At 68.3% G+C, this 14,287-nt stretch carries 7 protein-coding genes; all 7 read right to left on the bottom strand.

Annotation, left to right across the window (positions count from 1 at the left end; translation table 11 throughout):
• Window positions 1–90: 90 nt before the first annotated feature.
• Window positions 91–4,380 carry a discoidin domain-containing protein gene (locus tag BLV39_RS01910; RefSeq protein ID WP_204083013.1) on the bottom strand — a complete coding sequence of 1,430 codons (4,290 nt, stop codon included), beginning with the start codon at window positions 4,378–4,380 and terminating at the stop codon, window positions 91–93.
• 125 nt (window positions 4,381–4,505) lie between these two features.
• Window positions 4,506–7,910 carry a discoidin domain-containing protein gene (locus BLV39_RS01905; RefSeq protein WP_090786428.1) on the bottom strand — a complete coding sequence of 1,135 codons (3,405 nt, stop codon included), beginning with the start codon at window positions 7,908–7,910 and terminating at the stop codon, window positions 4,506–4,508.
• A 98-nt stretch (window positions 7,911–8,008) separates the two neighbouring features.
• Window positions 8,009–9,625: a glycoside hydrolase family 13 protein gene (locus BLV39_RS01900; protein WP_090791024.1), complete on the bottom strand. Its 1,617-nt coding sequence runs from the start codon at window positions 9,623–9,625 to the stop codon at window positions 8,009–8,011.
• A gap of 90 nt (window positions 9,626–9,715) precedes the next feature.
• Complete coding sequence (locus BLV39_RS01895) at window positions 9,716–10,684, bottom strand: carbohydrate ABC transporter permease (protein ID WP_090786426.1); 969 nt, start codon at window positions 10,682–10,684, stop codon at window positions 9,716–9,718.
• A gap of 9 nt (window positions 10,685–10,693) precedes the next feature.
• A complete protein-coding gene (locus tag BLV39_RS01890) occupies window positions 10,694–11,605 on the bottom strand; it encodes a carbohydrate ABC transporter permease (protein ID WP_090786424.1) in 912 nt (303 codons plus the stop codon).
• A 71-nt stretch (window positions 11,606–11,676) separates the two neighbouring features.
• Window positions 11,677–13,044 carry an ABC transporter substrate-binding protein gene (locus BLV39_RS01885; RefSeq protein WP_090786422.1) on the bottom strand — a complete coding sequence of 456 codons (1,368 nt, stop codon included), beginning with the start codon at window positions 13,042–13,044 and terminating at the stop codon, window positions 11,677–11,679.
• A gap of 210 nt (window positions 13,045–13,254) precedes the next feature.
• A complete protein-coding gene (locus tag BLV39_RS01880) occupies window positions 13,255–14,262 on the bottom strand; it encodes a LacI family DNA-binding transcriptional regulator (RefSeq protein WP_090786420.1) in 1,008 nt (335 codons plus the stop codon).
• Window positions 14,263–14,287 lie beyond the last annotated feature (25 nt).

Here is a 14,287-nt window from a genome sequence, read left to right as displayed (position 1 = left end):
CAACATCCCCCGTCGCATGGAAACACCCTTCGGATAAGCCGAGGAGTGCCCCGGGGACTCGGCGTTGTCCCCGGGGCACCCGGTCTCGGACTAGTTGTTGATGATCAGTTGGAACGTGCTCGTCGTGTTCTTGATGTCCTGGAAGTTGTTGCTGAACCGCAGGTTGTTGAACGTCGCCGAGCCGACCGCCGGGCCCTGGCCGGGCTCGGGAAGCTCGTTGACCCAGATCCCGAAGCCGGACTTCGCGTCGAAGGCGTCACCGCTCTTCTGCGCACCCGAGATCGAGACGTTCGTGAAGACCGTGTCCTGCACCGGGAACTCCGCCGCGCCGTTGTACTTCGTCTGGAACATGATCCCGGAGTACGTCGGATCGACGATGTCCACGTTGGACACCCGGATGGCTCTGAACTCCTTCGAGGCGGAGAACACCCAGATCGCGCCGAACGTCTGCGCTCCCCAGAAGTGCCCACCCACTCGTACCAGTGAGATGTTGTCGAACGTCGTCGTCCCAGGCCCGAACCCGACGAACGGATAGCCGAAGTCGAGCGAGCTGATGGTGATGCCGGAGTAGGTCAGCGTGTCGGCGATGTAGAGGTTGCGGAAGATGTTGTTCTGCCCGCCGTAGACCGCGATGCCGGCCGCCCGCCAGGTGACCGTCGCCGACAGGTTCTCGAACACGTTGCCCGTGTTCGCTCCGCCGCCCGCGTCGGTCGCCGAGAACAGCGCGAACGCGTCGTCGCCGTTGCCCCGGCCCTCGTTGTTGGAGATGAGGTTGTCCGTGCTGCCGTTGGTCATGTTGACCGCGTCGGCGAACGTGTTGCGGAAGCGGCTGTTGGTGATCTTCAGACCGCTCACGCTCACGCCCCAGTAGGCGCAGATCGTGTGCTCGACCCAGACGTTGTCGATCGTCATGTTGTCGACGTTCTGTAGCTCGCCCCAGACCTTGCCCGGCCCGTCCTGGCGGGACGTGTAGTTGCCGAAGAAGGCCAGGTGCTCGAACGACGACCCGCTGGCCGACGACTGCACGTCAAAGCCCGCGTTGGTGTCCTGCTGGGTCTGCGGAGTCTGGAACCGGGTGTACCAGATGCCGGCGCCGACCACCTTGATCGGGCGCAGGTAGATCTGGAACTTGTTGCTGGTCTCGTAGGTGCCCGTCGGCAGGTAGACGCCGAGCGAGGTGGTGTCCTGCCGGGCCGCGTCGAACGCCGCCTGGACCTCCTGCTGGCTGGTGCCGGTCGGCACCTTGTAGCGGGTCGGGTCCGGGTTGGCCCGCGGCGCGACCTGCTCCAGGTTGACGAAGTCGACCGTCGCCTCGGTGCCGCTGTCCTTCTGCAGCTTGATCGTGGCGCCGGCCGGGATCGACGAGTTCAACATGATGTTGGCCTCGTCGTAGACGTGCCGCGGGCCGCCGGAACCAGGCGAGTTGTTCGGGCTCGCCTCGGCGCCGTAGAGCCACGCGTAGCGCGAGTTGAGCGGGATCGCCTTGTGCAGCGTGCCGTTGACGTAGATGTTCAGCGACGACGACTGGCCGCCACCGCCTGAGGCGTCCGGAATCGAGAACCGGACGACCAGGGTGTTGGTGGGGTTGCGCGTCGTCCACTGCACGAACGAGCCGTTCGAAGGCAGCCGCACCGCGCGCCGGCCCGACGCCTCACCGGCGAGGTCGCCGATGGTGCGGTTCGGCGCCAGCGACACCGCGCCGCCGCCGATCGTGCCGTCCTCGGCCTCGTACATGTCGTACGGCATGTTCGCGCCGCGACCGGCGAAGAACGGCCGGTCACTGGTGTTGTTGGCGCGCTTGACCGGCAGCTCGTTGGCGTCGTCCGCCAGCACGACCCGCACGGTGTAACGGCCGTTGGCGGTCACCCACGTGCCTAGGCTGACCGCGGGTGCGGTGGCGCCTGCGGCGATCGCGCCGCTGTAGGAACCGGTCAGCGTGCGGACCACGGAGCCGGACTCGTTGAGCACGGTCAGCGTGATGCCGTGTGCCCCGCTGGCCGAGGCGATCGTGCCCTGGTTGCGGATGGCCACCGAGAAGGTGACCGTCTGGCCGGCCGACGGGTTGTTCGGCGACCAGCTCACGGCGCCGGCGACCAGGTCGGAGCTCTGCACCTGGCCGACGACGAGGTTGCCGCCGGTGAAGGTGTTGTTGGCGTCGCTCTGCTCGATCACCGTGTTGCTCTCGTCGACCTTGGCGACGAGCTGGTACGTGCCGGCGTCGCGCGGACCGATGCCCGCGGTGACCGTGGTCTGCGCGCCGGCCGCGAGCGCACCGACGTTGGCGGTGGCCACCTTGGTGGTGCCCAGGTAGAGCCCGACCGTGGTGGCGCCGGAGGCCGCGTTGCCGATGTTGCGGACCGTGGCCGACAGGGTGATCGAGTCGGTCTCGATGGGGTTGGCCGGCGACGCCGAGATGGCGCTGACCGTCAGGTCCGGGTTCGGTGCCGGGGTGCCGATCACCTGGAACTCGGCGACCTGACCGTTGGAGGAGCCACTGTTGGCGGTGAAGGTGAGCCGCACGTCGGCGACGTTCCCGCTGACCGGGATCGTCACCGTGTTGCCGCCCGAGGTCGGGCTGAAGCTGTAGGTCGCCGACGCGACGAGCGTGTTGAACGTCGACGAGCTCTGGTCACGGCCCTGGATCGACAGCGTCTGCGTGCGCGCACCCCACTCGGTGCCCGGCGGCAGCTTGACGACGACCGAGGTCACGGTGGCGTTCGCGCCGAGCGAGACGGTCAGCGTGCTCGGGTACGCACCCGGCGCGCCCTCCCAGTAGGTGGCGGTCGAGTCGTCGTTGGCGTTGGCGGCGACGAAGGTGTGCACCGTCGACGAGCCGGTGATCGGCTTGCCCACGGCCAGGTTGGTGCCGCCCGTGCCGCTGCCGGCGCGGGTGACGGTGTTGCTGTTGCCCGAGACGTTCCCGGCGGCGTCCTTGGCCCGCACGTAGTAGGAGACCGTCGCGGTCGCCGCCTGCGTGTCGGTGTAGGTGAGCGCGTTGCCGGCGACGCTGGCCCGCACGGAGCCGTTGGCGTAGACGTCGTAGCCGGTCACACCGACGTTGTCGGTCGAGGCGGTCCAGGTCAGGCGGATCTGGTTGGACCCGGGCTCGGTGTAGGCCAGCCCGGACGGCGCCGTCGGTGCCTGGGTGTCGGTCGAGGTGCCCTGGCGGGTCACCGTGTTGCTGTTGCCGGACTGGTTGCCGGCCGCGTCCTTGGCCCGCACGTAGTACGCCACGGTCGCGCTGGCCGGCTGGGTGTCGGTGTACGTGAGCACGTTGCCGACGCTGGTCCGAAGCTGGCCGTTGGCGTAGATGTCGTAGCCGGTGACGCCGACGTTGTCGGTCGAGGCGGTCCAGGTCAGCCGGATCTGGTCGGAGGCCGGCTGGGTGAACGCCAGGTTGGTCGGCGCGGTCGGCGCGCTGGTGTCACCGCCGGTCGGCCCGTAGACCTCGAACTCGGAGATCTGGCCGGCCGGCCACGCCGTGTTCGCGGTGATGTTCAGCCGCACGTACCGCGTGGTGGCCTGGTTGAACGTGATCGACACGGTGTTGCCGCTGGCGGGGTCGAACACCCGGCCCGCCGACGATGACAGGTCGCTGAACGCCGAGCCGTCGGTGCTGCCCTGCACGGACAGCGTCTGGGTGCGGGTGCCCCAGCCCGACGTCGGCAGCTTCAGCACGACCCGGTTGACCGCCACCGCGGAGCCGAGGTCGACCTGGAGGTGCTCCGGGAACGAGTTGTTGGTGCTCTCCCAGTAGCTGCCCTGATTGCCGTCGACCGCGTTGCCGGAACCGTAGACGTCGGAGTGCCCGCTCTCGCTGGTCGCCTTGTTCAGCGCCAGGTTGCTGGACGAGGTCGCGGCTCCGTACACCTCGAGCTCGGAGAGCTGGGCGGCTCCCCAGCCGGTGTTGGCCGTGATGTTGACCCGCACATAGCGGGCGTTGGTCGCGCCGAAGTTGATGGTGACGATGTTGTTGCTGCCGGGCGCGAACACCTGGCCGGCCGAGGACGTGATGGCCGAGAAGCTGGTGCCGTTGGTGCTGCCCTGGACGGACAACGTCTGCGTGCGCTGTCCCCAGCCGTCGGGGAGCTTGAGCACCACCTGGTCGATGCTGATCGTGCTGCCGAGGTCGACCTGGCCCCACTGGGGCAGGGCGCCGGAGCTCTCCCAGTAGCTGCCCTTGTTGCCGTCGGTCAGGTTGCCGGTGACGAAGCCGCCGTTGGTGCTGCTGGCCGAGGTGGGCTTGCCGGCGGCGAGGTTGGGCCCACCGGCCGCGGCGGCGGGCGTGCTGGACACCGCCGCGAGGACGGAGCCGGTGAGCAGGGTGGCGAGTGCGCCGGCCATCAGCCGGGTCACTTGTCGGTGCCGGGGACGGGTCATGATGGGGGTTGCACCTCTTCCGTGAGGGTTGACGTTCCGCCAGGAACGCCAGCGAATCCGTGGAGTCGGGAACGGGGTGCTCCGGGGAGGGCCGCCAAGGCAGGGCGGCCCTCCCCTTCGTGCGGTCAGGAGGCGTAGACCTCGTACTCCGAGAGCTGGCCGGCGGGCCAGCCCGTGTTGCCGGTGAAGGTCAGCCGCAGCCAGCGCTGCGACGTGGCGGCGAAGGTGATCGTCACGGTGTTGCCGGAGGCGGGGTTGAAGGTCCGCCCGGCCGCGCCGGACAAGGTGGTGAAGGACGAGTTGTTGGTCGAGCCCAGGACGGCGACCGTCTGGGTACGCGTCGCCCAGGCGCTGGCCGGCGGGAGCTTGAGCACGACCCGGGACACCGACTGTGCGCTGCCCAGGTCGACGGTGACCGACTGCGGGAACGCGTTGTTGGCGCTCTCCCAGTAGCTGTTGGCGTTGCCGTCCACCGCGTTGCCGGCGCCGTAGACGTCGGCGTGGCTGGTCTCGGTGATCGGCCTGTTGAGCGCCAGGTTGGTCACCGGCGGCGTCGTGCTGGTGCCGACGCCGGACAGGCCCACCGTGTGCGGCGAGCCGGGTGCGTTGGACGCGATCGACAGCGAGCCCGTGCGGGTCCCGGTGCCGGTCGGCGTGAAGGTGACGTTGACGGTGCAGGACGCACCGGCCGCCAGCGAACCGCAGTTGTTGGTCTGCGCGTAGTCGCCGGTGACCGAGACGCCGGAGATCGACGCGCTCGCGTTGCCGGTGTTGGTGACGCTGACCTGCTGCGCCGGGCTGGTCGTGCTGACCTGCCGGCTGGCGAAGGTGAGCGCGCCCGGAGTGACGTTGAGGGCGGGTCCGGTGGAGCCACCACCGCCGTACACCTCGAGCTCGGAGAGCTGCGCGGCCGGCCAGACATTGTTGCTGTTGAAGGTCAGCCGGACGTACCGCCGGGTGCCGGCGGGCAGGTTGACGGTGACGGACGAGCCCTGGTTGAACGTGTAGTTGGCGGCACCCAGGATCTGGCTGTACGAGCTGCCGTCGGTCGAGCCCAGGACGGTGAGGTTCTGGGTGCGCGTCTCCCAGTTGGTCGGCAGCTTGAGCACCAGCCGGCCGACGGACTGGGAAGAGCCCAGGTCGACGGTCAGCGACTGCGGGAACTGCCCGTTGGCGCTCTCCCAGTAGGAGGCCACGTTGCCGTCGACCGCGTTGCTCGCCGGGTACGGACCGTTGCTGCTGCTCGCGGTGACCGGACGGCCCGCCGCGAGGTTGCCGGCCGGGTCGAAGCCGACGCCGGAGAGCCCGATCACCAGGTCACCCGGGGTCGTCTGGACGAACGCCATCCCTGACCGGTTGCCGGCGGCGGTGGGCCGGAACGTGACGCTCAGCGTGCAGGTGGCGTTCGGTGCCAGCGTCGCCGGGCAGTTGTTGGTCTGGCTGAAGTCGGCCGGGCTGACCGAGATGCCGGACACCGGTGCGTTGGCGGTGCCGCTGTTGCGCAACGTCACGGTCTGCGCCGCGCTGGTCGTGTTGAGGTTCTGCGTGCCGAAGGTAAGGCTGGTCGGGTTCGCCACGATCTGCCCGGTCGGCGTCGGCGGCGTGGTGGTCGGCGGGTTGCTCGGCCCGTTGTCCCATTGTGGCGCGGGCCAGGGGCCGCAGTCCGGCGTCGCGGTGTACCAGCCGGAGTTGCCGGTGCCCTGGGTGATCTGGAAGCCCGAGCCGACGCAGTTGTGGATCGGCTTGGCCTGGGCGATGCCAGTGGCCACCACGTTGGTGAAGGAGACCTGGCTGGCCGCCTGCACCTGGAGGGCGTACGTGCCGGCGCCCTGGATCTTCACGTTGTTGAAGTTGATGCCCCGGGTCTGCCCTTCGATCCAGTGCAGGGCGGCGTAGGAGCTGTCCAGGATGTCGGTGTCGGTGATGTTGATGGTCGCGTCGCTGGCGAACGACTCGTTGAGCGCCGAGAACCAGATCGCGCCGACCCCGAAGTTCCAGTTGTAGTCGGAGTTGCCGGCCCGGATCAAGGTGTTGCGGGCGACCGTCCAGGTGCCGTGCACCGCGGTCGCGCCCTGCACGCCCGGATAGCGGTTGGCGACGTGGATGCCGCCGCCGTTGCTGAGCGAGTCGGCCACCACGTTGTCAATGATCTTGATGTCCCGGCCGCCGTAGCTGACCAGGTGGTTGGCCAACAGCGTGACGCCGATCGTGTTGTTGCTGAAGGTGTTGTTGACGTTCGGCACGTTCTGCGCCCACATCGCCAGCGCGTCGTCGCCGGTGTTGCGCAGGAACGTGTTGGTGACCGTCGAGTTCGTGACGCCAGTGTGGAAGTTCACGCCGTCGGCGGTCTGGTCGAGGATCCGGCTGTTGCGGATCGTGAAGTTGTCCATCGGGCCGTCCATCCAGGCACCGACCTTCGTGTGCTGCATCCAGACGTTGTCGATGACGGAGTTCGTCATCGCACCGCCGAACGCGTTCACCTGGTCGTCGTCCATCCGCTCCCGGATGTCGCCGATGATGGCCAGGTCCCGGACGGTGACGTTGCGGCTGGGCCCGTTGGCCTCGTGTGACCGGATCTCTCCGGTGTAGCCGCCTCCGGGCACGTACTTGCCGTAGATGCCGGCGGCCCGCTTGCGGTCGGTGGGGTGCCGGCCGCCGAGGACCGTGTACCAGGGTCCGGCGCCGCGCAGGGTCACGCCGTCGACCACCACGTGGTCGTAGAGAGTGAAGTTCCCCTGCGGTACGTACACCGGACGGCCCTGCGCCTGGCCGGCGTTGACGGCGGCCTGGAACTTGGCGGTGGAGTCGGTGGCACCGGTCGGGTCGGCGGCGTAGTCGGTGACCACGTCGATCGCGTTGGTGGGCTTGGCGATCGCGGCCGGGACGTTCTCGAAGTCGGCGAGGTCGATGGTGAACGTCGGCGACTGCGCGGTCGAGTTGACCTGCAACCGGATCTTGGTGCCGATCGGCTGCGTCGAGCCGAACATGGCCCGCGCCTCGTCGTAGAAGTGGTGCGGGTTGGTGTCACCAGGGTTGTTGTTGAACGGATAGCCGCCGTAGTACCAGCCGTACTTCGAGGTGACCGGGACGGTCTTGAGCAGGCTGCCGTTGGCGCGCAGGTCGATGGTCGCGTCGCGGCCCTGGCCGGACGCGCCGTCCGGAATGCTGTAGCGGAAGGTCACGGCGTTGGCCGCCGCGGTCAGCGTGAACTCGACGTACTCGCCGACCGCGTCGAGCGTCACCGCCTCGCGGCCGGACGCCTCCGCGGGAAGCTGTCCGTAGAACCGGGTCGGCCCAATCTTGGTGCCGGTGTGCGCGACCTCCTCCGCCTCCTGCTCGACGAAGGGAACGGTCGCGCCCCGGCCGGTGATGTCGAACGGGGAGAGCCCGGCCGCCACGGCCGGAACTCCGGTGGTCAGGGTGACCACGGCGATGCTGGTGGCGACCAGGGCGGAACTCGCCAGTATGGCGAGCCCCGCCCGACGGCGGGTGCCGGCTGTGGGCGCAGCGACGGCGTCGATTTGGGGCATGGGTTCCCTTTCGAGAGGCGGGCGGTTCCCCCCGTGCGGTGTTGCCCTTGGTGCGTGTACCCCCGTGTGTTCTCGTGTTCCGTGGAGCCGGTCAGTCGTTATGCGGTGCGGAGCCAGGCGGTGGTGTCCGGCGGGAGCCGGTCACCGTCGAGCGGGCCGCTGGCCAGCCAGAGCTCCTCGTGCTCGGGCAGTTCGACGCTGTGGCCAGAGAGGTTGGAAACGCAGACGAAGCGCGGGTCGCGGGCGAACGTCAGCACCCCGTCGGCGGACGGCAGCCAGTGCATGTCGCCGTCCCCGAGGGCTGCCGCGCCCCGCCGGACCCGCAGCGCGGTGCGGTAGAGCTCGAGCATCGAGTGCGGGTCGCCGGTCTGCGCCTGGACCGTGCGGTCCTTCCAGTCCGCCGGTTGCGGCAGCCAGGGTGCGGTCGCGCCGGCCGAGCTGAACCCGAACGGCGACTCGACACCGGACCAGGGCAGCGGCACCCGGCAACCGTCGCGGCCGGGGTCGACGAAGCCGGACCGGGGGTACATCGGGTCGGTGCGCAACGCCGGCGGGATGTCCTCGACCTCCCAGAGGCCGAGCTCGTCGCCCTGGTAGACGTAGGCGCCGCCGGGCAGCGCCAGCGCGAGCAACGCGGCCGCGCGGGCCCGCTGGTAGCCGACCTGAAGGTCCGTCGGCGTCCCTTCTCGCTTGGTGTCGAAGCTGAACCTGGTGTCCTCGCGGCCGTAGCGGGTGACCGGCCGCGTGACGTCGTGATTGGCGAGCACCCAGGTGGCCGGCGCACCGACCAGGGCGTGCGTCTCCATCGTGCGGTCGATGCAGGCGCGCAGCAGGTCCGGATCCCAGGCACAGGTCAGGAAGTCGAAGTTGAACGCCGCGTGCAGCTCGTCGGGACGCAGGTAGTTGGTGAACCGCTGCGCGTCGGGCAGCCAGACCTCGCCGATCAGCGCGCGCTTGTCCGGGTACTCGTCGGCGATCCGCCGCCAGCTCCGGTAGATGTCGTGCACGCCGTCCAGGTCGTGGAACGGGTGCCGCGGCGCCGACTCGACCTCCGGCAGCGTCGGGTCCTTGAGCAGCAGCGCCGCGGAGTCGATCCGGATGCCGTCGACACCCCGGTCGAACCAGAACCGCAGGATGCTCTCGAACTCGGCACGGACCTTGGGGTGGTCCCAGTTGAAGTCCGGCTGCTCCGGCGCGAACAGGTGCAGGTACCACTCGCCGGGAGTGCCGTCCGGGTTGGTCGTGCGGGTCCAGGTGGTGCCCTTGAACTCGCCGCGCCAGTCGGTGGGCATCTCGTCGCCGTTCGGGCCGCGACCCGGCCGGAACCAGAACAGCTCGCGCTCCGGTGAGCCCGGCCCGGCGGCGAGCGCCGCCTGGAACCAGGGGTGCTGGTCCGAGCAGTGGTTCGGAACGATGTCGATGATGACCCGAATGCCCCGCTCGTGCGCCTCGGCGATCATCGCCTCGGCTTCCTCGAGAGTGCCGAAAAGCGGGTCGATGTCCCGGAAGTCGGACACGTCGTAGCCGGCGTCCGCCATCGGGGACGGAAACCACGGGCTGAGCCAGACCGCGTCGACCCCAAGCCCGGAGAGGTGGTCCAGGTGTGCCCGGATGCCGGCGATGTCGCCGATGCCGTCGCCACTACCGTCGGCGAAGCTGCGGGGGTAGATCTGGTAGATCACCGCCCCGCGCCACCACGGCTGGCTTTCTGCGATGGACACTGGATACCTGCTTTCTTTCTTTTCGGGTGTTTCTCGGCGCGCGGTCGTCTCTGACCGCCACTGTCGGTGCAGTTCAGGTCTAAGTCAGCCCTTCATACTCCCCGCCGCCAATCCGCCGATGATGCTGCGTTGGAAGATGAGGAACACCACGATCATCGGGACACTGGCGATCGCCAAGCCGGCCATGAGCTGGGTCGGCGGCACCTGGCTGGTCGAGGCGAGCCGGCTGAGCGCGACGCTGAGCGTCTGGGTCTCCGGGTCCTGCAGCACCAGCAGCGGCCAGATGAAGTCCTTCCAGATCGCCACGATCGAGAAGATCGACACCACGCCGAGGACGGGCCGGGACAGCGGGAGCACGATGCTCCAGAGGACCCGGAACCGGCCGGCACCGTCCAGCGCCGCGGAGTCGAGCAGGTCGTTGGGTATCTGGTCGAAGAACCGCTTGAGCACGTAGATGTTGAACGCGTTGGCGACCGCGGGCAGCCACAGCGCCCACGGGGTGTTGAGCAGGTTCCAGCCGAAGATCGGCACGTCGGTCACGGTCAGGTAGGCCGGGATGAGCAGCGCGGTGGCCGGCAGCATCAGGCTGGCCAGCATCCCGCCGAGGACGACCTTGCCGAACAACGGCCGCAGCTTCGAGAGCGCGTACGCGACGCCGACCTGGAAGACGATCTGGATCAGCCAGCCGCCGAAGGCGTACAACGCGGTGTTGCCGAAGAACTTGGCGATCCGCATCCGGTCCCAGGCGAGCTGGTACGTCTCCGGAACGAAGGACTGCGGGAAGAAGGTCGGGTCCGGCTGGGCGTACTCCTCCGGGGTCTTCACCGCGCTGCTGAACATCCAGTAGAGCGGGAAGATGAACACCGTCAGGAAGAGCAGGAAGACCAGGGCCAGCACGAGCCAGTAGACGACCCGGCCCTTACCCCGGCCGATCTCGGTCTCGGAGAAGAGGGTACGAGGGCCGTCGGTGTTGCCGGACCCGCGGCGCCGGCGGGGTGGTGACGTGACCGGCGGGGTGGCGGGCAGGGGCCTGATCGGCGCGGTGATCGTCATGATGGTCCCTCAGTCCCGGTCCCGGGTGACCCGCAGGTAGATCGCGGAGAAGATGGCCAGCACCACGAACAGCAGCACGCTCATCGCGGCCGCCATGCCGAAGTCCTGGTTGACGGTGAACGCGTACCGGTAGATCAACACCATCACCGTCACGGTGTCCGGGTTCGAGGTGCCGGTGAGCTGGTACGGCTCGATGAAGACCTGCATGGTCGCGATGATCTGCAGGAGCAGCAGGACCAGCATGATGAACCGGAGCTGGGGGAACGTCACGTGGCGCAGCCGGCGCCAGGCGCTGGCCCCGTCGAGCTCCGCCGCCTCGTACAGCTCGCCGGGGATGCTCTGCAGCGCGGCCAGGTACATCAGCGTGGCGCCGCCCAGGTTGGCCCAGGTGGAGACCAGGACCAGCGAGATCATCGCGGTGGACGACGATTGGGTCCACTGCGACTCGGGCAGGCCCACCCCGCGCAGCACCGTGTTGAACAGGCCGAAGCCGGGGTCGTAGAAGTAACGGAAGAGCAGCACGCCGACGATCGGCGGGAGCATCACCGGCAGATAGACGGCGACCCGGAAGAAGCCCTTGAGGTGCCGCATCTCGTTGATCAGGATCGACAGCCCGAGCGGCACGGCGAAGCCGAAGATCAGCGCTATTCCGGTGAAGACGAGGGTGTTCTTCCAGGCCGTGACGAACAGCGGATCGTTGAAGATCGCGGAGAAGTTCTCGGTGCCGACCCAGTACGGGTCGGTCACGAAGTTGATCTGCTGGAAGCTCAGGATGACGCCGCGGACCAGCGGATACCACGAGAAGAGCGCGAAGCAGGCGATGCCTCCGGCCATGAAGGCGTACGCCATGAGGTTGTCCTGGATCTTCCGGCCCAGGCGGCTGCGGAGCGCAGGCCGGGGGCCGGCGGTGGCGACCGCCATCTCCAGCGTCCTCTTTCAATTCGGGCGGCCCGCCGCCAGGCCGTTGTCGGCCCGGCGGCGGCCACGATCGGTTACTTGACGCTGGCGAGGATGCTGTTGACCTGGGTCTCGGCGTCCGCGAGCAGCTTGTCGATGTCGGCGTTCTTGTCCGTGAGGACCTTCTGCATCGGCACGTCGAGCACCGCGTAGATCTGCTGCGCGTTCGGCGGCTCGACCTTGAGCGGGATGTTGGCGGTCGCGTCGGCGAACGGCTTGTAGTTCTCGACCGGCAGGTTCTTCAGCTTGTCGATGGCCGCCTGCTGCTTGGCCTTCGCGTCACCGGTCCACAGCGCGGGCTCGGGCAGACCGACCGGGGTCTTCTGCGTGGCGGCCCACTGGTACTCCGCCTCGATCCGGTCCGGGTTGTTCCACCAGTAGGTCAGCCACTTCAGGCCGGCACGGATCTTCTCGGGCGTGGCCTTGGCGTTGAACATGTAGCCCTCGCCGCCGGCCAGGGTCGCCGTGCCGTTCGGGATCGGGCCCAGGCCGTACTTGTTGAAGTCGCCCTTGAACTGGTTGACGATCGTCTCGATGTTGTCCGGGGCCGCGATGTACATGCCGAGCTTGCCGGAGCCCATGAGCTGGAGCAGGTCGGCCCACTCGAGGAGCTGGCGCGCGCCCATGCTGTTGTCGGTCCAGCGCATGTCCTTGAGCTGCTGGAGGACCTGCTTGCCCTTGTCGTTGTTGAAGGCGGCCTTCCAGGTGCCACCCTCGTTGACGGCGATGTCGCCACCGAGCGAGTACGTCTCCGCGGTGAAGTGCCAGCCACCGGTGTTGTTCTTGCTGTAGTCGCCGTAGCCGACGTAGTCCTTGCCCAGGCCGGCGATCGCCTTCGCGGCGGTGCGGACCTCTTCCCAGGTCTTCGGCGGGTTGTTCGGGTCCAGCTTGGCCTGGGTGAACAGCTCCCGGTTGTAGAGCAGGCCGAGGGAGTAGTTCTTGGCCGGCAGGCCGTACACCTTGCCGCCGTCGTCCGAGAAGATCTTCATGAGATCCGGGCGGATCTCCTTGGTCGGCGCGAACTCGTCGAGGTACTTGCTGATGTCGGCGACCTGGCGCTTCGCGATCAGGCTGGCCGGGTCGGTGAAGTAGACGTAGAAGACGTCTTCGAGCTGACCACCCGCGAGCTTCGACTGGAAGGTCTGCGGGTCCATCTTGCCTTCCTTGGCATCCACGTCGATGTTCGGGTTCAACTTCTCGAACTCGGCGACGTTGTCGAGGAAGTGCTTGCGGTTGACCGCCTCGGTGTCCGGCGGCAGGCCGTTGATGACCAGCGTGACCTTCGCATTGGGGTCAGATGCCGGGGCTTCGCCGCCGTCGTCCGAGCCGCACGCGGCCGCCGACAGCGCGACCCCGGCGACCAGCAGCAGCCCGACGGCGCTACGCAACCTGGATCTGTTCATGAGGTGAACGCCCTTCCTGGGTGGAGCGAGGAGTCTCGGGTGTGATGTGGCTCTCGTACGTGCATGTTTCGTGGCGATGACGATACAAAGCCGAACTAGCTCTCGCAAGAAGCCGACTGGTCTCAGAAAAAACAAGACTTTTCTTGGGAGCGCTCCCAGTATCGGCATGAAAATGGGGCGGACCGTACAGGTCCGCCCCATCGACGCAGGTCAGCGCGAGCTGGCCGGGCCTGTCGACCCGCGCACCACCAACTCCGGCTCGAAAAGAAGCTCGTCGGTGTTGACGCCGGCACCCTCGATCTGGTTGACGAGGATGTCGACGGCCGCCTGGCCCATCATCTCGATCGGCTGGCGGATCGTCGTGAGCGGCGGGTCGGTGCAGGTCATCAGGCCCGAGTCGTCGTAGCCGATCACCGAGATGTCGTCGGGCACCTGCTTGCCGAGCCGTCGTACGGCCCGGATGGTGCCCAGGGCGATCACGTCACTCGCGCAGATCAGCCCGGTCGCACCCTTGTCGATCAGCTTGGTGGCCGCGACCCGGGCGCTCTCCATCGAGAAGGTGGTGCGCCCGACCCAGGTGTTCTGCTCCTCCGGACCCCAGCCGGCGGCTTCGACCATCGCCGCGAGCTTGCGCCGGGACGGGACGTGGTCCTCGGGACCCAGCACCAGGCCGATGTTCTCGTGGCCCAGGGAGCGCAGGTGACCGAAGGCCTGCTCGACCGCGACCGCGTCGTCGGTGGAGACCCGGGGGAACGGCAGTTCGTCGACGCCCGCGTTGACCAGCACCACGGGCAGGCCGCGGTCGGTGAGCTGGCGGTAGTGGTCGTGCTTGGCGTCGGCCAACGCGTACGAGCCGCCGGCGAAGATGACGCCGGAGACCTGGTGGTCGAGCAGCATGTCGACGTAGTCGGGCTCCGAGATGCCGCCGATGGTGCGGGCACAGAGGGCCGGGGTCAGGCCGCGCTGCGCGAGCGAGCCGGTCACCACCTCGGCGAGGGCGGGGAAAATGGGGTTCTGCAGCTCGGGCAGCACAAGGCCGACGAGCCGGGCGCGCTCGCCGCGCAGCTTCGTCGGGCGCTCGTAGCCGAGCACGTCGAGGGCGGTGAGCACCGCGGTGCGCGTCGACTCGGAGACGCCGTCACGACCGTTGAGCACCCGGCTCACGGTCGCCTCGCTGACGCCGGCCTTGCGCGCGACCTCGGTCAGTCGTCTGGTCACGGCGCAAGGGTACGTCATCGTTTTG

The organism is Asanoa ishikariensis, assembly GCF_900107455.1.
In the GTDB taxonomy this organism is placed as follows: domain Bacteria; phylum Actinomycetota; class Actinomycetes; order Mycobacteriales; family Micromonosporaceae; genus Asanoa; species Asanoa ishikariensis.
This window is presented reverse-complemented; position numbering and strand designations above follow the sequence as displayed.